Raw genomic sequence first — 22499 nt, forward strand, 5'->3', positions numbered from 1 at the left:
GATTCTATATTTGTTAAATAAGAGAATGCAATTTGTATAATTTTATCGAATCTTTTTGTACGTAAAACTATCAGAAAACACTTTGACGCCCCCATATTTTTGTGTTATTATTTTTAAGAGGTGGAGATTGGATGGGTGCAGTAACGGTGATAACATCCGGAAAAGGCGGCGTTGGGAAGTCTACCGTCACAGCAGGACTCGGCGGCGCATTGGCCAGACGCGGAAAACGCGTTCTGCTGATGGATATGGAAACCGGCCTGCGCGGTCTGGAACGCATGATGGGCGCAGATGAACTTTTAGTGTTCGATTCTGCCGACATTGTGTTCGGAAACTGCGAACCGCTGCGTGCGGTTTATCCGTGCCCCCCATTTCCCGGCTTGTTTCTTCTGCCGGCCGCTTCCACAACAGAGGACGCGCTTTCGGAAACAACCATGCGCCGGTTAATTTCTACCATTGCCCCTTATTTCGATCACATTTTAATCGATTCCCCGGCAGGTGTCGGCACCGATTTTCGTGTAGCAGCCTGTGCGGCGGATGCTGCGATGGTGGTTGTCAATCCGGATCCGGTCGGTCTGCGCTGCGGCAGCACGGTAAACCGGCTACTTGGGGAACTCGGCGTTGAAAACCGACGGCTTGTCATCAATCGGTTTTCCCCGGATGCCTTTTTGAAGGCCGGATATTACCGGGACCTTGATGATGTGATCGATGCAACCGGAATCCGTTTGATTGCGGTCATTCCGGAGGACGTGAATCTGTCGCGCGCGGCGGCGGACGGCCGTCCCTGCTTGCCCGGACTTCCCGGAACCATGGCGTTTGACCGAATGGCTGCGCGGATGGACGGCGAGACAATTCCGGTGATGATTTAATTTTTAATTTTAGAGAACAGCGAAACCGCATGTTTCGTTTGAATGTTGATAAGGAGGAGTACAGAATGAATATTGCCTTAATTGCCCATGATGCAAAAAAAGAATTGATGGTTCAGTTCTGCATCGCATATTGTGGGGTGCTGAGCCGGCATGTCCTCTGCGGTACCGGTACGACCGGAAAAATGGTTTCTGAAGCAACTGGGCTGAAAATACAGCGCTTTTTAAGCGGTTCGCAGGGCGGCGATCAGCAAATTGCCGCGCGCATTGCCTGCAACGAGGTGGATCTCCTGCTCTTTTTCCGGGATCCGCTCAATCCGAAACCGCATGAGCCCAATGATATGAATTTGCTGCGCCTGTGTGATATGCACAACATTCCGGTTGCAACCAACATTGCGACGGCTGAAGTGCTGATTCACGGTCTGGAGCGCGGCGACCTTGACTGGAGAAACATTCTCAACCCGAAATATTAACCCCCCGGCTGCCTGGCATTCTGCCACCGGCCGGCCATGGGCTTTGCCTGCATGCTTGCATGATCCAAAAACAGAGCTCTGTCCTCTGTCGCTTCTGAGTCTGCCTGTGTTTCAGGCGCTCAGGGGTCAGGGAACGGGTTCTTTTTTGCTGTATGAAATTGATTTGTAAGGAACGGATCTGCAGCGAATCAATACGATTTCACAGAGACGCACGAAAGGCAGGAGATCACAGTATGGCATTACTGACACGCGGGCCGAAAGGCACACAGGATATTCTTCCCGGCCAAAGCGGCCGCTGGCAGGCGATTGAACACGCATTGCGCAGCGAGGCTTCTGTGCGCGGATTTCAAGAAATCCGTACGCCGGTATTTGAACACACCGAGCTGTTTCAGCGCAGCGTCGGAGATACAACAGATATTGTTCAGAAGGAAATGTACACCTTCACAGACAAAGGCGGCCGTTCGGTCACGCTGCGTCCGGAAGGAACCGCCGGCGCTGTTCGCGCCATGCTGGAGCATGCGCTCTATAACGACGGTCTTCCCGTTAAGCTGTATTACATTACCTCCTGCTACCGCTACGAAAAGCCGCAGGCCGGACGTCTGCGGGAATTCCACCAATTCGGCGTGGAAATGTTCGGCTCTTCTGAGCCGGTCTCCGATGCAGAAGTTATTTGCACCGCCAAATCGGTCTTTGACCGCCTAGGCATCCAAAACCTCTCGCTGGAGATCAATTCGGTCGGCTGCCCCGCCTGCCGGGCCGTCTACCACGATGCGCTCAAAACTTATTTTAGCGGACAGAAAGAAAACCTGTGTGAAACCTGTCTTGGGCGCCTAGAGCGCAATCCGATGCGGATTCTGGACTGCAAAAGTCCGGTTTGCTCGGAAATTGCAAAGCATGCGCCAAAAATGACCGATTATTTATGCGGCGACTGCCGCGCCCACTTCGACGGCGTACAGCGGTATCTCCGCGCTGCCGGCGTGGACTTCTCCGTCAATCCTTCGATTGTGCGCGGACTGGATTACTACACCAACACCGTATTCGAGTTTGTCTCCTGCGATCTCGGTGCACAAAGCACTGTCTGCGGCGGCGGTCGGTACAATGGCCTAGTAGAAGAAATGGGCGGAAAGCCTTTGCCCGCACTGGGATTTGCCATCGGGCTGGAACGCCTTTTGCTCATCATGGAGGCACAGGGCATTGAAGTTCCGGTTTCTCCGCGCTGTGAAGTGTATCTCGCCTCTATTGGAGAGGCAGCTGCGCAAGAAGCGTTTCGTCTGAAAAATTGTTTGCAGGAATGCGGTGTGCCGGCAGAATGCGACCTGTGTGCACGCAGCCTTAAAGCACAGATGAAGTATGCCGATAAAATCGGCGCAAAGTTCACGCTCGTCCTCGGCGATGACGAAATTGCCGCCGGACGCGGAACGCTGAAGAACATGCAAACCGGAGAAAAGACGGAACTCTCTCTGCGGGACAGCTTTACCGCTGAATTTGCGGCAGTTTCCGCCAAAGACGGTTTCCTCATCAAATGAAATCAACAACAGAAAAGGGGGATGGGTACGGGCAGCACCGCCTGTACCGAGGAACATGGCTGAACGGATGACTGGACTAAAACGGACCCATTATTGCGGAATGCTCCGACCGGCACAAATCGGTGAAACCGTTACCGTCTGCGGCTGGGTACAGCGGCAGCGCGATCTTGGACAACTTATTTTTGTGGACCTTCGGGATCGGACCGGAATTGTACAGCTTGCTTTTGATGACAGCACCGACCGCGCTGTTTTTGACAAGGCCTTTTCTGTCCGCGGAGAATTTGTCCTTGCGGCACGCGGTGTCGTGCGGGAGCGTTCTTCGAAAAACCTGGACATTCCGACCGGAGAAATTGAAATTGCCGTCGATGAGCTCCGAATTCTCGCAAAAAGCGAAACCCCGCCGTTTGAGATTCTGGAAAATTCGCGGGTAAAAGAAGATTTGCGTCTGAAATACCGCTATCTCGATTTGCGGCGTCCCGATATGCAGGAGGCAATCATCGGACGTCACCAGATCGTCAAAGCAGTGCGGGACTATCTGGACGAAAACGGATTTATCGACATCGAAACACCGACGCTGATTAAATCCACACCGGAAGGCGCACGCGACTATCTGGTTCCTTCCCGGGTGTTCCCCGGAAGTTTCTTTGCGTTGCCGCAGTCTCCGCAGCTCTATAAACAGCTTCTCATGCTTTCCGGATTTGATCGTTATATGCAGATTGCACGGTGCTATCGCGACGAGGACCTTCGCGCAGACCGGCAGCCTGAATTTACACAGATCGATCTGGAGATGTCCTTTGCGAATGAAGAGGATATCATGGGAATTGCCGAGGGTCTGGTTCGGTATGTTTACAAAAAAGTTTTTGGCCTTGAAATTGAGCCTAAAATCCGCCGTCTGACCTGGCAGGAAGCCATGGAACGGTTTGGTTCGGACAAGCCGGATCTCCGTTTCGGCATGGAATTGCAAAATCTGAGCGACACGCTCTCCGGCTGCCAATTCCGTGTCTTCCAGGGTGCCCTTGCCGGCGGCGGTGCAGTTCGCGGAATCAACGCAAAAGGACTTGCCGACAAACTGACCCGAAAGGAAATTGACAAGCTGACGGAATGGATTCACGCCTACGGCGCTAAGGGCATCGCTTGGACGCGTCTTGCCGCGCAAGGAGAAAGTTCTTCCTTTGAAAAGTTCCTCTCCGAAGAGGAAGTCGCCGCTGTTCGCACGGCAATGGGCGCAGAACCGGGAGACGTTTTGCTGTTGGTTGCGGATGCAAAGCCGACGGTGGTCTTTGACGCACTCGGCGCACTGCGCTGTGAAATTGCTGCGCGGTATGATCTCATTGACCGGAGCCGCCCCTGCCTGCTGTGGGTAACCGATTTCCCGATGTTCGAATACAGTGAAGAAGAAAACCGCTACGTTGCAAAGCATCATCCGTTCACCATGCCCAATCCGGATGATCTTGATAAACTGGAAAGCGATCCGGGTGCAGTGCGTTCTGTCGCCTATGATATCGTTTTGAACGGCTGTGAGGCTGGCGGCGGCTCTGTTCGTATCAACGATCCGGAGCTGCAAAAGCGGATGTTCCGCGCACTCGGATTCTCCGACGAAGAGGCGCAGCGCCGGTTTGGCTTCCTGATCGATGCTTTCCGGTACGGCGCACCGCCGCACTGCGGTCTGGCGTTTGGTCTCGATCGTCTGGTCATGCTGATGTTGGATCGCCCGAGTATCCGCGATGTCATTGCCTTCCCGAAGGTTGCAAGTTCCTGCGATTTGATGTCGGAAGCCCCTGCACCGGTCGACGCTGTTCAGCTGCGTGATCTGCATATTGCCTGTGATCTGCCTTCTGAAGAATAACAAAAGCAGAACCGGAGTCTCCGCTCGTTAAAAAAGAGAACCCGTTTGACTTAAAAAATGCCTGCATCTTGTTTGTCCGCCTCCTCTGGGGTTTAAGCAAGATGCAGGTTTTCTTTTTTCGTTTTGATTTCAAAATGCAATTCGTATGGTTCCCTGGGTTTGGGGAATTTATGACTTTCGCGCTTCGCGCTCCCGTTTCTCACGGAGCTTCTGATCTCCATAGACCTGCCAGCGCGGTGTCTCGCTGATTTCTTCCACCGTTTTAGCCATTGCGTCTTCTCCCCCGTTTTCCGCACAATATCGCGCAATATCCGACATACTGATCAGACCTTGCAGAATTCCGTCCTCGACTACCGGAACCCGGTGTACCTGTTCCGCGGCCATGAGATGCAGAACATCCTGCACGGAATGTTCCGGCGAAAGATAGGCAATGTTTGTGGTCATCACATCCTGTGCTTTCGTGCTTCTGGGGTCTTCTCCACCCGCAATGCAGCGAAGAATCATATCGCGGTCTGTAACCATTCCCTTGAGAACCCCGGCTGAAACGACCGGCAAAACACCCACATTGCTTTTGCGCATCAGCTCTGCAGCTTCGCTGACTGTGCTGCCCGGCAAAATTGAAACCAGATCTTTGCTCATGAGATCCGATGCTTTTACTTTCTTCATGTTGTCCCCTCCATGCAGCTGAATTTTCTTCTAGTATGTTCTGAAAGCCTATCGCTTATTCTCCATTTGACCGATTTCTAAAAGAAACGCTTTGCAGTAACACGTACAATATCTGGTAGATTCTTTGATGCACACCTACAAATTGCGTATAGATTTATTGACACCCATTCATAGATTGCGTATAATAGAAAAGTATATCTCCCTTCCTTTACGGGAAATCGAAGGGTACGGAAAGGATGCTTCAAATGGTAACCGAAATTATCAAACGCAACGGCGTATTTGTTCCCTTCGATGCCAAAAAAATTCGAAATGCAATTTTCAAGGCAAATATTCGAATCGCAGATGAACGCATGCGCGACGCCGATCTGGACAGACTCACCGAACAGGTTGTCACGGCCATTTCGCAAAACACAAAGGCGCCTACAGTGGAGCAGGTGCAGGATCTTGTGGAAGAAGCGCTGATTGCCGCGGATTACGCCAAAACAGCAAAGGCGTATATCCTTTACCGCGCAGAGCATCAGAAGCTCCGCGAGATGGATGAAAACCTCATGCACGTTTACGAGGATCTCACCTTTAAGGCCTCAGAAGATGCCGATATGAAGCGCGAAAACGCCAATATCGATGCGGATACCGCCATGGGAACCATGCTGAAATATGGTTCTGAAGGCGCCAAATGTTTCTATGATGCCTACCTGATTCCCTCAGAAATCGTGGAAGCACACCGCCGCGGGGACATCCATATTCACGATAAAGATTTCTACGCCCTGACAGAAACTTGCTGTCAGATTGATCTTTTAAAACTTTTCAAAGGCGGCTTTTCCACCGGACACGGATACCTCCGTGAGCCGAATGATATCCGCAGTTATGCGGCGCTGGCCTGTATTGCGATTCAGGCGAACCAAAATGAAATGCACGGCGGACAGTCCGTGCCGAATTTCGATTACGCAATGGCGGACGGCGTCGCCAAAAGCTTTCGGAAATTCTATTTGCAGAGTATTGCGCAGTATCTCACCATCAAATATGAACTTCCGCTTGCGCAAACCGAACGTATGATGGAACAGGCCAAAGCAGAGCTTGGCGCCGCGTTTGACCTTGATACCGTTCACTCATACAGCCAGACGCTGACCGCCTGGCTTGCAGGCCAGTTGGCGATTTCCCAGGAGGAGTTCTCTGCTGCTGCCCGGTATGCAGAAGAAAACGCGCTCAACGCTGTCGACCGCGCTACCTATCAGGCGATGGAAGCCCTCATTCATAACCTCAATACCATGAATTCCCGTGCCGGCGCACAGGTTCCCTTCAGTTCGCTGAATTACGGCACCTGCACCTCAAAAGAAGCACGCATGGTCATCCGAAACCTCCTGTTGGTTACCGAAGCCGGCCTTGGAGACGGCGAAACCCCGATTTTCCCCGTGCAAATTTTCAAGGTCAAAGAAGGCGTCAACTATAACGAGAGCGATCCGAACTATGACCTCTTTCAGCTTGCCATCCGGGTTTCCGCCAAGCGGCTGTTCCCGAATTTCAGCTTTCTGGACGCACCGTTCAATCTGCCTTACTATCGCGAAGGCGATTATAACAGCGAAGTTGCCTATATGGGCTGCCGTACCCGTGTCATGGGCAATGTATATGATCCGGAACGCGAGATCACCTGCGGCCGCGGAAATTTAAGCTTTACCTCCATCAATCTGCCGCGAATCGCACTGGAATCGCGCGGAGATCTTGAAACATTCTATCGGATTCTCGACAGCCGGATCGACCTCGTGATGGAACAGCTGCTGCATCGGTTTAAAACTCAGTGCGGAAAAAAGGTGTATAACTATCCGTTTTTGATGGGGCAGGGTGTCTGGATCGATTCGGAAACGCTTGGAAAATCCGATTGCGTCGCTGAAGTGCTGCGCCATGGAACGCTTAGCATCGGCTTTATCGGTCTTGCAGAGACACTGAAATTTTTGACTGGCAAACATCACGGAGAAAGCCCGGAAAGCCAAGCACTCGGCCTTGCCATTATCGGACATATGCGTGCTCGCACCGACCAGAAAAGCGCGGAAACCAAGCTCAACTGGACGCTGCTGGCAACGCCTGCAGAAGGATTGAGCGGCCGGTTTGTCCAGCTTGACGCCGAACGATATGGAAAAATTCCGGGCGTGACAGATCGCGAGTACTACACGAACTCGTTCCATATTCCGGTCTACTATCCGATCAGCGCTTTTCGGAAAATCCAGCTGGAAGCCCCCTACCACGCGCTGACCAACGCCGGCCACATCAGCTATGTCGAGATGGACGGCGATGCCAGCAAAAACCTCGAAGCATTTGAGAGCATCATCCGCTGCATGAAAGAATCCGGAATTGGATATGGCTCGGTCAACCATCCGGTTGATCGCGACAGCGTCTGTGGGTACAACGGAATCATCGACAATGTCTGCCCGCGCTGCGGCCGAACAGAAGAGGAAGGCCCCAAATTCGAACGGATTCGCAGAATTACCGGATATCTTGTCGGAACCATCGACCGCTGGAACAATGCAAAACGCGCCGAAGAACACGACCGCGTAAAACATGGATTCCGGCCGAATACCCTTTAAAAGAACCAGCCGATCCGGCTTTCTTTTGCGCACGGATTGGCTGGTTTTTTACCCGAGAAAGGAGTCGCCCGATATGGAAGCCGATTTTCTCCGGCTTGCCGGAATTGTCGAAGAATCGATCGTTGACGGACACGGATTTCGGTATACCGTCTTTGTGCAGGGCTGCCCGCACCATTGCCCCGGCTGTCACAATCCGCAAACACATGCGTTTTCCGGCGGCACCATGCGCTCTGTCGACGATATTTTTTCCGATTTTTGTAAAAATCCGCTTTTAAAAGGAATCACTTTCAGTGGCGGGGAACCATTTTGCCAGCCGGAAGCACTCGCACACCTGGCTTCCCTGGTCCATACCACCGGCAAGGACGTCACGGTCTACACCGGATACACTTGGGAAGAACTTTTGGCCATGCAGCAGCCCGAGGTCGACCGTCTCCTTGCACAGACCGACATTTTAATCGACGGCCCGTTTCGGGCAGAGGAAAAGGATCTGACGCTTCGGTTTCGCGGAAGTCGAAATCAACGCGTTATCGATTTGAACCGTACCCGTCTGGCCGGCACCATCGTTTTAGATTGCGAATAAGGACGCAAGCGGCATCACGCAGTCCGCGTTCAAGCATATCGTTAGCGGACGCAATCTCGGCACGACTATCTCGACCATTCAAAAACTCTGCGACGGATTGGACATCATGATTGCGGAATTTTTTGCTTCCGACCTGTTCCTGCATTTGGAGCAGAAACTGCAATCAGAATTCCTGTCGTCTCTGATCCCGCGGTTTTTCGATTTATTGTTTCTGCGCTGCGTTTTTATATGCCCGTTCGCATTTAGATTTTTCTGCGCACAGTCATTGGAAAAACACCGACTCCCGACTGAAAGCAGCCATGCTTGTAAAAAGCGTTTCAGCCGTGCGAAAAGCTCGGCGAACTCTGGTCTCTCGCCACCCCACGGCCGCTGCAACCGAAAAAAGCACCGGCCAAAGAGCCCATGCCATATTTTCAAAAACCGATCGGATCAAATAGGCCGCCGGGCGATTTTCATCGTCTGGCGGCTCTTTGCATGCCTTTTGGGAATTTTTCAGTGTCCTCTGTGTTTCTCTTTGCGCCTTTCCTGCCGGAGCGCAAACTGGCGATCCCGCTCTGTTTCCCGCTCCGTTTTTGTCCTGCGGCGACGGCGTTCTTTTCCCGCTTCGTGTTGGAGCTTCAACGCCTGTTGTGCTTTGGTCCCAACCTGCGTCGAATGAAGCTGATATTGAATCTGCTGCTGCATTCATTTCGGGGAAAGGCGTTTCTGCACCTCCTGCACACCCAAAAACCGGCGGACTAAAACTGCAGACGGCTAAAATTGTGCATCAAAAACGCATAGACCGCATAGTTCTTGGGTTCTGCACAAAAGGTAATCTTGCAGACGGTATAGCGATCCCCCTCCTGCCGTTCATACAAGCCGATCCAAAGGGGATCCTCAAACAGTATGGTGATCTTCGCACTGCTGCTTTCCATAAAAAAGTCCTCCTTTTTCGGTACATGCAAGCAACCAAAGGAGGCAGGTTCCTGACAGCTTTCATGCTGCTCCCGGGCTACCAACCGGGACTTGTTTTTCACCTTGCAGATTCAGTTTTTGCTGCCGCAGCATTCTGCACGGCAGTGTGTTTGTACGTGGTTCTTTTCCGTAAAAGGAACCACGCCATTTTTTCGGGTCCTGACTGCCAAAAGAAACCCGCAATCTCGGTCAAGCGTTTTTGCTACGCACAGAATCCCGACTTCCTCAAGCGCAGCCAAAGACGCGGCAAAACAGACGCCCACCGCGGGGACAGAAAATCCAAAAAGGCCATACAAAACTGGAAATAAAAACAAGAGCAATCCGGTGATTTTATTGAGCACCGTGTGTAAAAACGGGACAATGTGAAACCGGCACACACTTAAAAGCAGCGCAAAAACTCGAATGAAAAGGATGGCAAGCACCCAATACTGCGTCCAGCTCTGCCATTGTGAGAAAAAGCAAATCAAAATTGCCAAAAAGAATCCCACATCTTCCACGCTGTCTAGCAGCTGGCCGGTATGGGTGACGGCATCCCATCTGCGCGCAAGCCATCCGTCCAAAACATCGCTGACACCGCAAATCCCAGAACCAGATTGACAACGGCGCCGTCCAGAACAGCCCGACGGAAAGCAAGATCCGAAGCAGAGAAAGCGCATTGGGAAGCATCTGCCGAATCGGTATTTTTTCTCTTGCGCCCTTTTGGAGCCTGTTTCATGCAGCAGGCGCATCTTTCTTCTGACGCCGACCTGAAAAAAGGCCGCCATGCCAGTGGTAAATCCACACGTCCAGCGGAACAAACAACACGATAGCTGCAAGACCATCCAAAACAGAATGCTGCTTGACAAACACCGTGGAGATACAGATCAGGACACATAAAATCAACGAAGCAAGCCGAACCCCGCGTTTGCACAAAATCGGCGTCTGGCTGCGGTGAACCGCAGTGTGAATGGCCAACGATCCCAACACATGCATACTGGGAAGGACATTGGTATTGGTATCCGCTGCATAGATGCCCTGTATTAGCGATGTAAGCAGATTCTCGCGCGGGAACACTTTCGGACGAAGATTTTGGCCATTCGGAAAGACCGTACAAATCAGCAGGCACAGGCTCAGTCCGCCAAAAACGAACACACAGCAGCGAAGAAATTCGCCGCGATCCTGTGTCATCAGATACATACCGACCACAAACATATAGCCGTACCAGCAAACGTACGGAAGAATAAACCACTCGCAAAACGGAATCCAGTCATCCAGCGGTGTATAAACCACATAATATTCCGGCATCGGCCGCTTTTCAACCCAGATGTACCAAAGCAAATACACCGGAAGATATAGCAAGGCAAGGACATATTTGTGTGTTCGAATATATGCTTTCAAATCTCATCCGCTCCCAAAGCCGACAGCCGTTTCCCGAAAAACGGCGCACATATTGTTTTGAAAATCCGCATATGGATGAAAAGGAATCTTTCATCTGCATCATTTGCGGATGTATGTATCGTATAAGAAGGTGATGCTTTCTGGAAGACAACCGTCAGTTCCACACACCAAAAGGATATCAGATTCTAAGCGGCAGAGCACTGACGGAATCCATGGAGGATTATCTTGAAATGATTTGCCGCCTTTCCCGAGAAACCGGATTTGTCCGGCTCAACACCCTTGCCGACGCACTCAATGTCCGGCCGTCCTCCGCATCTAAAATGGCCGCACACCTCAAAGACTGCGGCTATCTCTCGTTTGAAAAGTACGGAGAAATTTATCCGAATGAAAAAGGCCTTGCCTACGGCGCATACCTGCTCCGCCGGCACAACGTCCTGCACCAGTTTTTTTGCCTGCTAAACCAATCGGAAGAAGAGCTTGAGCAGACGGAACAGGTCGAACATTTTATCAATCCGGATACACTCGACCACCTGGAGATACTTTTGCAGCACTGGCCCGTGCTTTAGCGGTTCCGTCTTGCAGCAATGGCAACCCAGCCGTTTTCTTCCCGGTATTCGAGAATCTCAAATTTTTTCTTAACCGCAGCGAGAACCTCCTCTGCGCGCGTATCGATAATTCCGCTCATCAGATAGACCGCCTCCGGCTCCATAAAGGCCTCTACATCGGCAGTCAGCGCCAAAATAACATCGGCGACAATGTTGGCTGCAATTATCCGGTATGTTCCGGTGACCTGCTCTGTCAGGCTTCCGCAAAGCGCGGTAAACCGATCCTGCACCCCGTTGCGTTCCGCATTTTCGACTGCTGTTTTCACCGCCAACGGATCGATATCGACCCCAACCGCCGAAGCCGCACCCAAAAGCAGTGCGGAAACTGCCAGGATCCCGCTGCCGCATCCGATATCGAGCATACGATCTCCCGGACGCAGATACCGCTCAATCAGCTCCAGGCACAGTCTCGTGGTCTCATGTGTCCCGGTACCGAAAGCCAGACCAGGTTCCAGATTCAAAACCGTCCGCCCGTCTGACTCGAACTCATCCTCCCAAATCGGGCGGATGAGCAGGTTTTCTCCAACCGGAATCGGTTTAAAATACTTCTTCCAGTTGTTGATCCAGTCCTCCATCGCGCAATCCGCGCTGGATATCGTATAGGGAACGCCTTCCGCATGCAGGCGTTCTTCCAGAAATGCAGAGACCTCTGTCGGATTATCCGCAGGAGAAAGGTAGAGATGAATCCGGACATGTTCCCGATCCTTTTGCAGCAGCGCGCTGTCAAAAAGGTCAATATGCGCAATCGCGCCTGCTTCCTCCTCCAAGTTAGAATAGTCTTCGATATAAATGCCATATGGCGTGGCCATTTGCGCAATATTTTCAGCCTTTTCCGCGTCGTCGGTCTGAACCGAAACGCAGAGTTCTGTCCAATCGTTTCCAAAATTCATTTCCAGCTTCATCCTTTCGCGCTGTTATCGTTTAATTATACATGATTTCTCTGAAAAAGAAAACCCTGTAGATGGAACACCAGGAGTGATGCCATGCAAAAAAGACGCTTTTTCCTCAATGCCATTATTCTGATGGGTTCTTCGTTTCTGCTGCGGGTTCTGCACATCGGATTCCGGGTCTTTCTGGCAGGCCGGATCGGCGCTGCCGGCATGGGGCTGTACCAGCTGATCTTCTCCGTTTTTATGACTGCCATCGCAGTTTGCACTTCCGGCGTCAGCCTCACGGTTACACGGATTACAACCGAAGCGATCGGGAAACAACAGCCCGGTACGATTCCCTCCGCGATCCGGAAATGCGTCCTGTTTGGACTGTGTGTCGGGCTTGCAGCAGCAACCAGCCTTTTTGTCCTCGCCAAGCCGCTTGCTGTGCATCTCTTAGGAGACCTGCGCGCGGCCTCCGCGCTGCGTATTCTGGCGCCGGGACTTCCGTTTATGGCCATGTGCGCCTGCTTTAAGGGGTATTTTCTTGCGGTTCGCAAAGCGATGCATGCCGCAATGGGAGAAGTTCTGGAACAGCTTGTCACGATCGGCGTTCCGGTTTTTCTGTTTCTTTACGCCGCACCAGACGGTCTGGAAAATGCCGCAAAAGCGGTCATGCTCGGTTCAACACTGGGAGAAGCCGCCTCTTTTCTCTATACCGCCTTTTGCTATCGAATCGAACTGTTCCGGCAGCAGGCGCCGCCTCAAAAAAGCCGCGGTGTGTTTCGCGCAATCGCACACATTGCACTCCCCAGCGCCATGGCGTCTACGGTCCGCACCATGCTGGGCACCGCAGAAAATCTGTTGATCCCATTTGGGCTGCGCCGCAGCGGTATGAATGCCGAACGCTCCATGGAGCACTATGGCATCCTGCAGGGCATGAGCTTTCCGGTTCTATTGTTTCCTTCTTCCTTCCTTTTGCCGTTTTCCCTTCTCTTAGTGCCGGAAATTTCAGAAGCCCGTGCGCGCGGCGCGCAAAATGCGGTCGCCCATACCATTGAGCGGGCGCTTCAGATAGCCCTTCTGTTTTCAATCCTGATTGCGGGAATCTTTTTTGGATTTGCACCGGATTTGGGGCGCCTTTTTTATCAGAGCACAGAGGCCGGCGGGTATCTCAGAATTCTCTCCCCGCTGGTTCCGCTGCTCTACCTCGACACGGTTGTCGACGGCATTTTGAAAGGGCTGGATGAACAACTGCGCTCCATGCGGTATAATCTCCTCGACGCCGTACTTCGGGTTGGGCTTATTGTCGTTTTGCTGCCGCAATTCGGGATTAAGGGCTATCTATGCATTCTGTTTTTCAGTACCATTTTTAATGCGTCGCTCAGCCTCGCACGTCTTTTGAAGGTTTCTTGCATTACATATTCTCTGAAAAACTGGGTTGTCAAACCGCTTTTTTGCGTTGCCATCGCGGTTTTGTTCGCCAAAATCACCGGTCTGCCCTGTTTCTGCTCCATTGCGCTTTGTGTCCTGCTGTATTTTCTGTTCCTAAGCGGAACGCACTGCTTTTCCAGAGAAGAACGCATCTGGTTCCGGGGCGTTCTGCAGGCATTTCAAAACCGTCAGGAATAATTCATAATTTTCGCTTGCATTCCGATACTATCTGTTGTATCATGATTGTGTGGAGGTGGTTCCATGTACGATAAGACTATGACATTCTCCCTGGAGCGCGACCGTGAACCCGATATTAAAAAGGTTCTCACGATGGTGTATGACGCCTTGAAAGAAAAAGGATACAATCCCATCAATCAACTTGTTGGATATATTCTTTCTGAGGATCCCACCTACATCACCACGCATAACAATGCTCGCAGCTTGATTCGCCGGATTGACCGCGACGAGTTGCTTCAGGTGTTACTGAAATCATATTTGGGAGAGTAAGTCGCCAAAAACAGAATCGAGATGAACATTCCACTGCTTTCGGGTGGTGGAATTTGTTTCTCTCTGAGACAGCCTCAAATTTGATTCGGCGGTTTGGGGTACGCTGATAACAGGAAAGGAAGATGGAGATGGAAGAAAAAAAGGTCGGCTTTCCGACTTATAAAGGCCGTCCGCTGGTACGCTGCGGCGACGTCCTTTACTATGGAAGTATGAAGGATAAGTATGTCATTAAAATGGAGATTAAATCCAAAAAGAAGGTCGGCACACTGGATGTTGCCGATAAAGTTTCCATTCAGCTCATGTATACCGATCCGACCATTCGGTCCCGCAAACAGATCGTCAAATCCAGCGAAAAAAACGGACTGTATCTTGCAATTGACATCGCGGACGCCTGGCTTGGCCGCGCGCTTGCAGAATAAAGCGGAAAATATTTGGTACTCTTCGCCGTCCGGCAGTTGTCGGACGGCTTTTTGCTGCCATTTTTGAATCCTTTTTTGCACGTTCTCTGAAAGGCAACCGCCAGAGGAGGCTCACTGCAGACTTTTGCGGAATCGGGTACACACGTTTCGAACTTTCTGATAAGGTAAGATGGTAGCGAAAATGCTCAAGGCGATCCGCGCCCAGGAGAGCAAGAAAGCCTCCCGCGAGAAGGCAAGAGCTGTCGTTGCCGAGTTAAAAACAATGAAGCTGAAGGAAGCCGCCAAGAAGGTTGAGGACGGCATCGAGGAGACGCTGACCTCCTGTGATTTTCCCAGCGAGCACTGGACGCGTATCCGCACCAACAATGTGATCGAGCGGCTGAACCGTGAGATCCGCCGCAGGACGCGTGCGGCGGGAACGTTCCCCGATGGGAACTCTGCGCTGATGCTGGTCTGTGCAAGGCTGCGTCATGTGGCGGGAACGCAGCGGGGCAACAAGAAGTACATGAATATGAAGCATCTGGAGGCGGCTTTGAACGACGTCCCTATTGCCGGCTGACTTCATTCAGCCGGAGTCTGCAAACCTTTTTGCGCATAAATCTTGACAGTACCAATTGGCAGCGTTAACGGTTTGTGACGGGTGTTTCAGTCCAGACACCAAACACGCAAAAGGGCCTTAACGGTTGACCTTCACAGAACGCCCCGGAACGTTTGAATGGTTCCGGGGCGTTCTTGTTGTTTGCGGAATCCACGGTATAACCGATGGCTTCCTGCAAAATAGTTTTTGATTTTAAGTGAAGGGGCGATTGTGAAGAAATCTTGTAAGGGTCAACAACACAGATACAGATCATGAATGAAGCATAGAGATCCCCAAGTGTAGTTTATTCGGAACGCGAAGCCAGATGCGAATATTCGCTGGGCGTATAACCGGTCTTTTTCTTAAAAAACCGCGCGAAATAGTAAGGATCCGAAAAACCGGAAGCATGCGCGACGCCGGAGATTTTCATATGAGACGGATATTCATGCTGCAGAAGCTGCTTTGCATAGTTGATTCGCAGATCGGAAAGATATTCCGCCGGGGTCACACCGGCATAGCGTTTAAACAGCCGCCGGAAATGGTCCTCGCAGTAAGCCGTTTGCGCAATAGCTTCAGAAAGAGAAAATGTCGGATCGGAAAGATGTTTGAGCAGCAAAAACTGAAAGGTTTCAATTTCCGGAGGCAAGACATGCTTTCCGCTTTTTTCAATTAAAATCTGCCGGACCGCTTCTCCAAGCGCGTGAAGAACGGCGGCACGGTTCGTGGAACTGCCATGGAACTCTACGAACAGGTACCATAAAAGCGTTTCCAGCCGATGCTCATCGTCCAGAAAGAGACTGGGTCTGTCTGTCACCGGCCAGGAAAAATCTCGGATATGGACAAACCGGTCTGAAAAAACATTTTCTCCGACAGAGCGGTGCAGAAAGGCGGGCGGAATCAGAAAAACGCTGCCGGGCGAGAACGGATAAGCCGTTCCTTCGATAAAGGTTTCTCCAACGCCGTCGCGATAAAGAACCAGTTCCCAGTCGCTGTGGCGGTGATCGTCACAGTCATGAATGGGTTCCTGATGATCTCCAACAAATACAATTTCCATAAAAACGCCTCCGCATGGAATTTCCTGGTTCTCATTATACGCATTTGGATGTTTCCTGTCTCAATTATATCTGAAAAAGTCGGTTTTGTCTATTTCTTCGTCGCTATAGAGCATTTTTTTTGTAACAAAATTTGTGTTATGATAAACTTGTCATAGCAAGACTGATTTCTTCAATATTATAAAGATCAAATGGAGGTATTACGTATGAATAATCCTTTCCCGAGAACAGAAGTTGCAGGCGTTTCCCTGTCCCGTATGATTATCGGAACAAACTGGATGGTCGGTTATAGCCACACCGGCCCGGCGGCAGATGAAATGATTCAGAACCGTCATTCGACTCCGGAAACACTGGTTCCGATGTTTAAGGCATATTTGGATAATGGCGTCGATACGATCATGGGCCTGTTTGGAATCGAAGGCACCGCGCAGGTGTATAAAGCCATCCAGGAAGCACAGCAGAAATACGGCAAGGAAATCAAGATCATCGATACGCCGATCATCAATGTAGATGATAATCCGCAGGCACGCCGGGAAGCAGAAGCCGTGATTAAGCGCTGCAAAGAAATGGGCGCAACATTCTGCCTGATTCATCACTCCAGCGTGGAACAGCTCGTGGATAAAAATCAGAAGAAAATCCACCGTCTCGACGATTACACCAAGATGATCCGTGACGCCGGAATGATCCCCGGACTTTCCGCACATATGCCGGAAATCATCGTATACAGCGACCTCAATGAATACGATGTCCAGACCTACATTCAGATCTACAACTGCATGGGCTTCTTGATGCAGGTGGAAATCGAAACCGTTTCCCGGATTATTTGGGAAGCGAAAAAGCCGGTCATGACCATTAAGCCGATGGCGGCAGGCCGCTGCACGCCGTATGTCGGTTTGAACTTCTCCTGGTCCACCCTGCGCGACTGCGACATGGTAACCGTGGGCTGCTTCGGCGAGAACGAAGTTTATGAAGACATCGAAATTTCCCGTGCTGCTCTGGAGCATCGTTATCCGATCATCCAGGCGCGCAAGAGCCCGAACCAGAACCAGGCTGCATTCGGAAAGAAATAAATGGTATCGTTCATCAAAAGCTGCATGGCCGATTTCGGTCATGCAGCTTTTTGCTTTGGTACAACCAGTCAAAACCGCCGGCTTAGCCGGCGGTTTTGACTTCTTATAAATCGTTTTTGAACCGGCTTGCAAAGATCGGATTTTTACAGGGAGTTTGGTTTTGGCCTCTGTGTTCTTTCCCGCTTAGATGCGACCTTTTTGTAGGGTTGGCAAAAAGAAAACTTGCAGGGGAAAATGAAGGAAACAGCCGCATGAGGAGGCGGATGGAGCGATAGCTGCGGACAGCAAGCGGATTCGCGAAGCCGGAAAGAGAATGGAAACGATGAGATTTTTGGAATCTTTCTTTGAAAAGGGAGGAAAACGAAAAGCTTTACATACAAAAACCAATGGCGGCTACCGTTTCCGATAGCCGCCGTGTGGGTAAAACTGATCTGTTATCTATGATACTTTTTCTTTCTGCTGACAACCGTTGTGCCAACGTCTGCACCGCCGCTGACGAACAACAGCGCAATCCACAAAGCAAGGTTGCTTGTGTCGCCGCTCTGCGGAGACTTTGTGCTGCTGGCGGGCTTATCCGTTGTGGCGGTTGTTTCCGCCTCCTTTTTACTTACGGTGAATTTCGCTGTTGCCGTTCCGCTTTGCGATACGATACCAAGTGTATGCGCACCTGCGGAGAGTTTGACAACATAATCTGCGTTCAGCGTAACGATTGTACTGCCATCTTTTACAGTGTAGTTCTTTTCGTTAAGTGTCTTGCCGTCAAGCTCTACACGGATAAAGTCTGCAAATGCAGCATCGGAGGTAAAGGACAAAGCCTTATGTTCTCCCTGCATAACCGTCGCACCGTCTCCGGCGATGATGCTCGGATCCAGCTTTGCTACTACAGTGTCGGCTTCCTTGATTTCCTTTGTGTCTGCCGCATCGCTGAAATACTTGCCGCAATTGTCACAGTACCAATATTCGATATTACCAGCCTCAGCAGCGGTGGATGCCTTCGCCTCGTGATGGACAAGGGCGTGACCCAGCGCAGGGAGTTCCACCTTGGTGGAATCATGGCAGCCCTCGCGCGTGCAGGCTTCGTATGCCTCCCAGCCGGCCTCGGTGCAGGTGGGCGCCTTGGCCGGGTACTGCGCGATGGCGTGGTTGTTCGGGTCAATTCCGTTATACGGGTCGAGGAAAGTATCCGTTGACGTGTATCGGCAGAAAGGGCAGGACTTGCAGTACACAGCCCGAGAGACGCAGGTGGCCTCGGATTTGAGAAACTCCGGCATGGGGTTTTCCACGATCATATGGCCGGCCACGCTTGTTCTCTCTTCATTGCAGTGGATGCAGAACTTCCAGTGTCCATTGGCGTCATACGCCCAGGAACTGCTGAAGCTGTGATCGCCGTAGTACTGCCCGCCGCAAGCGGTGCATGTACCCAGCGTGACGCAGGTCGCGTGCTGTCGCCGGAGCAGTCCGCCGTATCAACCGCGCCGCAGCCCGCGCGCTGGCAGATGCGGGTATGCGTCTTGTTGTCGCCGCTGGACTGTCACTCCTCGCCCCAGTCGTGGACGAGCTTTCCATATTCAGCGCCGCATTTCTCGCAGGTTCTGCCCGTGGTGCAGGTCGGCGTTTCGGTGCCGCCGGTGTGCTGGGTGTATTTGGGATTACCGTCAGCCCAAATACACCTTTCCGCAATTCAGACATTTTCCCTCGATCCAATGGAGTTTGTCGCGCTCGTTTTTGTTCGAGCTCGGAAAATACCGTAAAATTTCAAAGTTGGTGGCTTGGCGGCAGTAAAAGCAAGTCCTGTAGACTATTTCCGTTTGTGCGTCCTCGCCCTCGGCGAAAGCTGCCGTCGGCAACATCAGCGCCATGACGAATATAAGCAGGATGCTCAAAAATCTTTTTTCATCTCGTTCCCTCCGTTTCGCCGTCCTTCGACAGCTTAAAATCGTATTTCATTTCCAGCATTGCAAACAGCTTATACATAACCTCTGTGGCAATTGCCTTGATATCCAGTGATTGAATAAAGGCAAGCACCTTTTCCTGCTCTGCCTCCGGTACCCGATACACCCGCATCGCCGCCGTCAGAAAACGGCTGAGCTTGCGTTCCAACGGAAAATGGATATCGCATTTTCTCGCCATATAGCTGCGCATCATCCCCGCTGTGCCGATATCTATCTCGTAAAAGTCGCTCTCGGTATCATCGGGAAAAATTGCGCCGAAAATCTGCTTCAATTCCGCCGTGGTATGCAGGTAAATATATTCCGATGTTTCCGGCAAAGAGTAGGCTTCGATATAGATTTCCCGCAGGTTTTCGTTCAGTTCGGTCAGGGTCAGCTGAATCGCCGTTTCCACCGCATAGGCGTAAACCGGCGGCAGCGTATTGTCCGTGATGCCCCTTGCAACGCCGAACTGCCCGCTGAACATCGTTTCCACCAATTCCAGTAAAATTTTGTCCTTGGTCGGAAACAGATTTAAATAGCTTCCTCTTGCAACGCCCGCTTCGCCAACAATCTGACTGACAGAGGTATTCTTATACCCCTGTTCCAAAAAAAGACGGACGCATACGGTCAGTATTTTCTTCTTTGTCTCACTGCTGTCTCTTCGCAAATATACCATCCTTTCTTCAAACATTTTAGTACGCATACTAATCATATCATATAGGACGCAAAAGGCAAGCGGTTGCACGAATTTTTTCAGCTGTAAATTGTAGTCCCGCATTCTTTTCCCCTGGATGCGACCTTTATCGTTGCACCGCGCCAAATTCTATGGTACAATAAAACAGTCTAAATGATGAAATGGGTGCGACAGAAGCCGGACGGTGTGCCGGCGGGACTCTGGAAAGGATCAGGATCATATGGATATTATCTCATGTGTACATTTGATCGGAGGACTGGCGTTTTTCCTCTTTGGAATGTCGCTGATGGGAGATTACCTGAAAAAGCTTGCCGGAGGAAAGCTTGAAGTCTTTCTCGGAAAATTAACCTCTACGCCAATTAAGGGAATTTTACTGGGAACCTTTGTGACGGCAGTCATTCAGAGTTCCTCCGCGACGACCGTGATGGTTGTCGGATTTGTCAATTCCGGGATGATGCAGCTTTCACAGGCTATTGGAATTATTATGGGCGCCAATATCGGCACAACGGCGACCGGCTGGATTTTGAGCCTTTCCGGAATTCAGGGGACCAGCATGCTCGCCCGTCTGCTTTCGCCGACGACCTTTATTCCCATTATTGCACTGATCGGCGTAATCCTTTATATGTTCAGCAAAAAACAGGTGCAAAAAAATGCCGGCATGATTATGCTCGGCTTCTCTGTTTTGATGTTCGGTATGCAGACTATGAGCGAAGCGGTGGAACCGCTCAAGGAAAACGAAGAGTTCACCAATATGCTGGTGATGTTTTCCAATCCGCTGATCGGAATTTTGGTCGGAACGCTGTTTACTGCGGTGATCCAAAGTTCGTCCGCGTCGGTCGGAATTTTGCAGGCATTGTCCATGACTTGCGGAATCACCTATTCTACGGCAATTCCGCTGATTCTCGGTATGAACATCGGCGCCTGTGTTCCGGTGCTGCTTTCCAGCATCGGCGCCAATAAGGACGGAAAGCGTACGGCGTGGGTGTATCTGTATTATAATGTCTTGGGAACGGTTCTGTTCTTGGCCGTCTACTATTTGGCAGATTACTTTATCGGATTTTCCTTTACCTCGCATTTTTCCAATACGGTTGGAATTGCGGTTGCCAATACGATTTTCAAAGTGTTCTCTACAGTGGCGCTGCTGCCGTTTATCAAGGTTTTGGAGAAGCTTGTCTATCTGACGATTCGGGACAATCCTTCCGAAAAAACGACGAAGCGTTCGGAAAATCTCTTGGACGAACGGTTCATCGAATATCCGCCGCTTGCCATTGAACAGAGCCGGAAAACGTTGAGCAATATGGCGGAACTTGCAAAAGATAATATTTTTGCGGCAATTGGACTCATTGAAGATTTTGATCCCAAGATTGCGGAAGAAATCCGAAAAAATGAGAATACGATCGATCATTACGAAGATAGTCTGGGGACTTATCTGGTGCAGCTGAGCGCCAAAGAGCTGTCGCCGGCAGAGACAAACGAGGTTTCGAAGCTTTTGCACAGCATCAGTGATTTCGAGCGAATCGGCGATCATGCGCTCAACATCTGCAAACTTGCTGAGGAAATTCAGGAGAAGTCCCTGGTGTTTTCCACGAAAGCACAGAAGGAGCTTCGGGTCATTTCCAATGCGGTGCGGGAGGTGCTCTCACTTGCGGTGGAGGCTTTTGAGAAAGATGACGTGACGATTGCCGCGCATGTGGAGCCGCTGGAGCAGGTAGTGGATCTTTTGAAGGATGAGCTGCGGATGCGGCACATCAACCGGCTGCAGAATGGGCGCTGTACGTTGGAACTCGGCTTTGTGTTTAACGATTTGGTTGCGAATTTTGAGCGAATCGCGGATCACTGTTCGAACGTCGGAATCTGTGTCATTCAGCTAAGCAATGCGTCGTTTGAAACACACGATTATCTGCGTACGCTGAAAGAGACCAAAGAAGCGCATTATGTGGACGAGTATCATGCCTATAAAAAGAAGTATTACGCGCCTTTGTTGGAAATGTAAAACGTTGTGAAAAACAGGCCCATCCGCTGTGGTTACGGCAGGTGGGCCTGTCTGTTTCGGTGCGTTTCAAAGCGCACGGTGTGCAGAGCCAGCGGGGACTCCGATCCTGAGAATATCAAAGGACGTACAATATCGATATTGCAGGCGATGAAGTAAAAATACGGCGCCGCACGCGTGTAAACGGCTGCCTGCGAGCCGGGACGCTCCAATGTGCGGAATTGGGATTTCCAAGAGCGTATTCGGGTGCAATGCCAGAAAGTGCCCCATTCACACAAAAAATCATACAATCTTTCAAAAAATTGCCTTAAAATAACAAATTCATATGCTGTAATATCGTAAAGCGAAGAATCAGAGAGACCGTCCCATACTTTGTGTAAACCTCCACTGTGGTGTATAATAGAAGCACCACAGTGGAGGTTTTACAATGGCAAGAAAGAAACGCACCCCGGAAGAAAATGCCCGCAGGGAAAAGAGCAGAGAGCTGCTG

Annotated in this window: 21 protein-coding genes and 1 pseudogene; 14 read left to right on the forward strand and 8 right to left on the reverse strand. The window is 51.0% G+C overall.

Annotated elements, in window-relative coordinates:
- Window positions 1–131 precede the first annotated feature (131 nt).
- The 4 genes from IAG03_RS01280 (at window position 132) to aspS (ending at window position 4708) form a co-directional block, all read left to right on the forward strand.
- The gene (locus tag IAG03_RS01280; protein WP_249317865.1) at window positions 132–866 is read left to right on the forward strand and encodes a nucleotide-binding protein; all 735 of its coding nucleotides are present in this window, start codon (window positions 132–134) and stop codon (window positions 864–866) included.
- Window positions 867–931: 65 nt separating this feature from the next.
- A complete protein-coding gene (locus IAG03_RS01285; RefSeq protein ID WP_249317866.1) occupies window positions 932–1336 on the forward strand; it encodes a methylglyoxal synthase in 405 nt (134 codons plus the stop codon).
- Window positions 1337–1569: 233 nt separating this feature from the next.
- Window positions 1570–2862 carry a histidine--tRNA ligase gene (hisS, locus tag IAG03_RS01290; RefSeq protein ID WP_249317867.1) on the forward strand — a complete coding sequence of 431 codons (1293 nt, stop codon included), beginning with the start codon at window positions 1570–1572 and terminating at the stop codon, window positions 2860–2862.
- A 55-nt stretch (window positions 2863–2917) separates the two neighbouring features.
- On the forward strand, window positions 2918–4708 hold the full coding sequence (gene aspS / locus IAG03_RS01295) for an aspartate--tRNA ligase (protein WP_249317868.1): 1791 nt from the start codon (window positions 2918–2920) through the stop codon (window positions 4706–4708).
- A 168-nt stretch (window positions 4709–4876) separates the two neighbouring features.
- On the opposite strand, the gene IAG03_RS01300 is transcribed toward aspS, so the two are convergent.
- Window positions 4877–5374, reverse strand: coding sequence for a CBS domain-containing protein (locus IAG03_RS01300; RefSeq protein ID WP_249317869.1), 498 nt, complete (start codon window positions 5372–5374; stop codon window positions 4877–4879).
- 245 nt (window positions 5375–5619) lie between these two features.
- Between IAG03_RS01300 and IAG03_RS01305 the strand changes: the two genes are divergently transcribed.
- The 3 genes from IAG03_RS01305 (at window position 5620) to IAG03_RS14470 (ending at window position 9271) form a co-directional block, all read left to right on the forward strand.
- Window positions 5620–7950, forward strand: coding sequence for an anaerobic ribonucleoside triphosphate reductase (locus IAG03_RS01305; RefSeq protein WP_249317870.1), 2331 nt, complete (start codon window positions 5620–5622; stop codon window positions 7948–7950).
- A gap of 73 nt (window positions 7951–8023) precedes the next feature.
- Window positions 8024–8530, forward strand: a complete 507-nt coding sequence (gene nrdG / locus IAG03_RS01310; RefSeq protein WP_249317871.1) for an anaerobic ribonucleoside-triphosphate reductase activating protein — start codon at window positions 8024–8026, stop codon at window positions 8528–8530.
- Between the two features lie 402 nt (window positions 8531–8932).
- A complete protein-coding gene (locus tag IAG03_RS14470; protein WP_430472421.1) occupies window positions 8933–9271 on the forward strand; it encodes a hypothetical protein in 339 nt (112 codons plus the stop codon).
- Here IAG03_RS14470 and IAG03_RS14190 read toward each other — a convergent pair.
- From IAG03_RS14190 to IAG03_RS01325, 3 genes are all read right to left on the reverse strand, one after another.
- Window positions 9268–9444, reverse strand: a complete 177-nt coding sequence (locus IAG03_RS14190) for a YjdF family protein (RefSeq protein ID WP_283242909.1) — start codon at window positions 9442–9444, stop codon at window positions 9268–9270. The two genes, IAG03_RS14470 and IAG03_RS14190, sit on opposite strands and share 4 nt — an antisense overlap.
- Window positions 9445–9555: 111 nt before the next feature.
- Complete coding sequence (locus IAG03_RS01320) at window positions 9556–10305, reverse strand: CDP-alcohol phosphatidyltransferase family protein (RefSeq protein ID WP_346726085.1); 750 nt, start codon at window positions 10303–10305, stop codon at window positions 9556–9558.
- A complete protein-coding gene (locus tag IAG03_RS01325) occupies window positions 10196–10861 on the reverse strand; it encodes a phosphatase PAP2 family protein (protein WP_249317873.1) in 666 nt (221 codons plus the stop codon). Before IAG03_RS01325 ends, IAG03_RS01320 begins: the two co-directional genes overlap by 110 nt.
- A 212-nt stretch (window positions 10862–11073) precedes the next feature.
- Here IAG03_RS01325 and IAG03_RS01330 point away from each other — a divergent pair, with 212 nt between their 5' ends.
- Window positions 11074–11427, forward strand: coding sequence for a metal-dependent transcriptional regulator (locus IAG03_RS01330; protein ID WP_249317874.1), 354 nt, complete (start codon window positions 11074–11076; stop codon window positions 11425–11427).
- On the opposite strand, the gene prmA is transcribed toward IAG03_RS01330, so the two are convergent.
- Window positions 11424–12356, reverse strand: a complete 933-nt coding sequence (gene prmA / locus IAG03_RS01335) for a 50S ribosomal protein L11 methyltransferase (RefSeq protein ID WP_249317875.1) — start codon at window positions 12354–12356, stop codon at window positions 11424–11426. The two genes, IAG03_RS01330 and prmA, sit on opposite strands and share 4 nt — an antisense overlap.
- Before the next feature lie 93 nt (window positions 12357–12449).
- On the opposite strand from prmA, the gene IAG03_RS01340 reads away from it, so the two are divergent.
- The 4 genes and pseudogenes from IAG03_RS01340 to IAG03_RS01355 form a co-directional block, all read left to right on the forward strand.
- The gene (locus IAG03_RS01340) at window positions 12450–13967 is read left to right on the forward strand and encodes an MATE family efflux transporter (RefSeq protein WP_249317876.1); all 1518 of its coding nucleotides are present in this window, start codon (window positions 12450–12452) and stop codon (window positions 13965–13967) included.
- 63 nt (window positions 13968–14030) lie between these two features.
- Window positions 14031–14276, forward strand: coding sequence for an IreB family regulatory phosphoprotein (locus tag IAG03_RS01345; RefSeq protein ID WP_249317877.1), 246 nt, complete (start codon window positions 14031–14033; stop codon window positions 14274–14276).
- A 128-nt stretch (window positions 14277–14404) separates the two neighbouring features.
- The gene (locus IAG03_RS01350) at window positions 14405–14695 is read left to right on the forward strand and encodes a hypothetical protein (protein ID WP_249317878.1); all 291 of its coding nucleotides are present in this window, start codon (window positions 14405–14407) and stop codon (window positions 14693–14695) included.
- A gap of 166 nt (window positions 14696–14861) precedes the next feature.
- Window positions 14862–15254: pseudogene (locus tag IAG03_RS01355) on the forward strand (transposase); the annotation flags it as partial.
- A gap of 322 nt (window positions 15255–15576) precedes the next feature.
- Here IAG03_RS01355 and IAG03_RS01360 read toward each other — a convergent pair.
- Complete coding sequence (locus IAG03_RS01360) at window positions 15577–16326, reverse strand: helix-turn-helix transcriptional regulator (protein ID WP_249317879.1); 750 nt, start codon at window positions 16324–16326, stop codon at window positions 15577–15579.
- A gap of 204 nt (window positions 16327–16530) precedes the next feature.
- Between IAG03_RS01360 and IAG03_RS01365 the strand changes: the two genes are divergently transcribed.
- Entirely contained in the window at window positions 16531–17394 is an 864-nt protein-coding gene (locus IAG03_RS01365; RefSeq protein ID WP_249317880.1) for a hypothetical protein, read from the forward strand.
- A 434-nt stretch (window positions 17395–17828) separates the two neighbouring features.
- Here IAG03_RS01365 and IAG03_RS01370 read toward each other — a convergent pair whose 3' ends face one another.
- Both IAG03_RS01370 and IAG03_RS01375 read right to left on the reverse strand, forming a co-directional pair.
- Entirely contained in the window at window positions 17829–18695 is an 867-nt protein-coding gene (locus IAG03_RS01370; RefSeq protein WP_249317881.1) for a hypothetical protein, read from the reverse strand.
- Window positions 18696–19287: 592 nt separating this feature from the next.
- Window positions 19288–19992, reverse strand: coding sequence for a TetR/AcrR family transcriptional regulator (locus IAG03_RS01375; RefSeq protein WP_430472422.1), 705 nt, complete (start codon window positions 19990–19992; stop codon window positions 19288–19290).
- Between the two features lie 247 nt (window positions 19993–20239).
- On the opposite strand from IAG03_RS01375, the gene IAG03_RS01380 reads away from it, so the two are divergent.
- Window positions 20240–22012, forward strand: coding sequence for a Na/Pi cotransporter family protein (locus tag IAG03_RS01380; RefSeq protein ID WP_249317882.1), 1773 nt, complete (start codon window positions 20240–20242; stop codon window positions 22010–22012).
- Window positions 22013–22499 lie beyond the last annotated feature (487 nt).

The organism is Yeguia hominis, assembly GCF_014384705.1.
Taxonomy (GTDB): domain Bacteria; phylum Bacillota; class Clostridia; order Oscillospirales; family Acutalibacteraceae; genus Yeguia; species Yeguia hominis.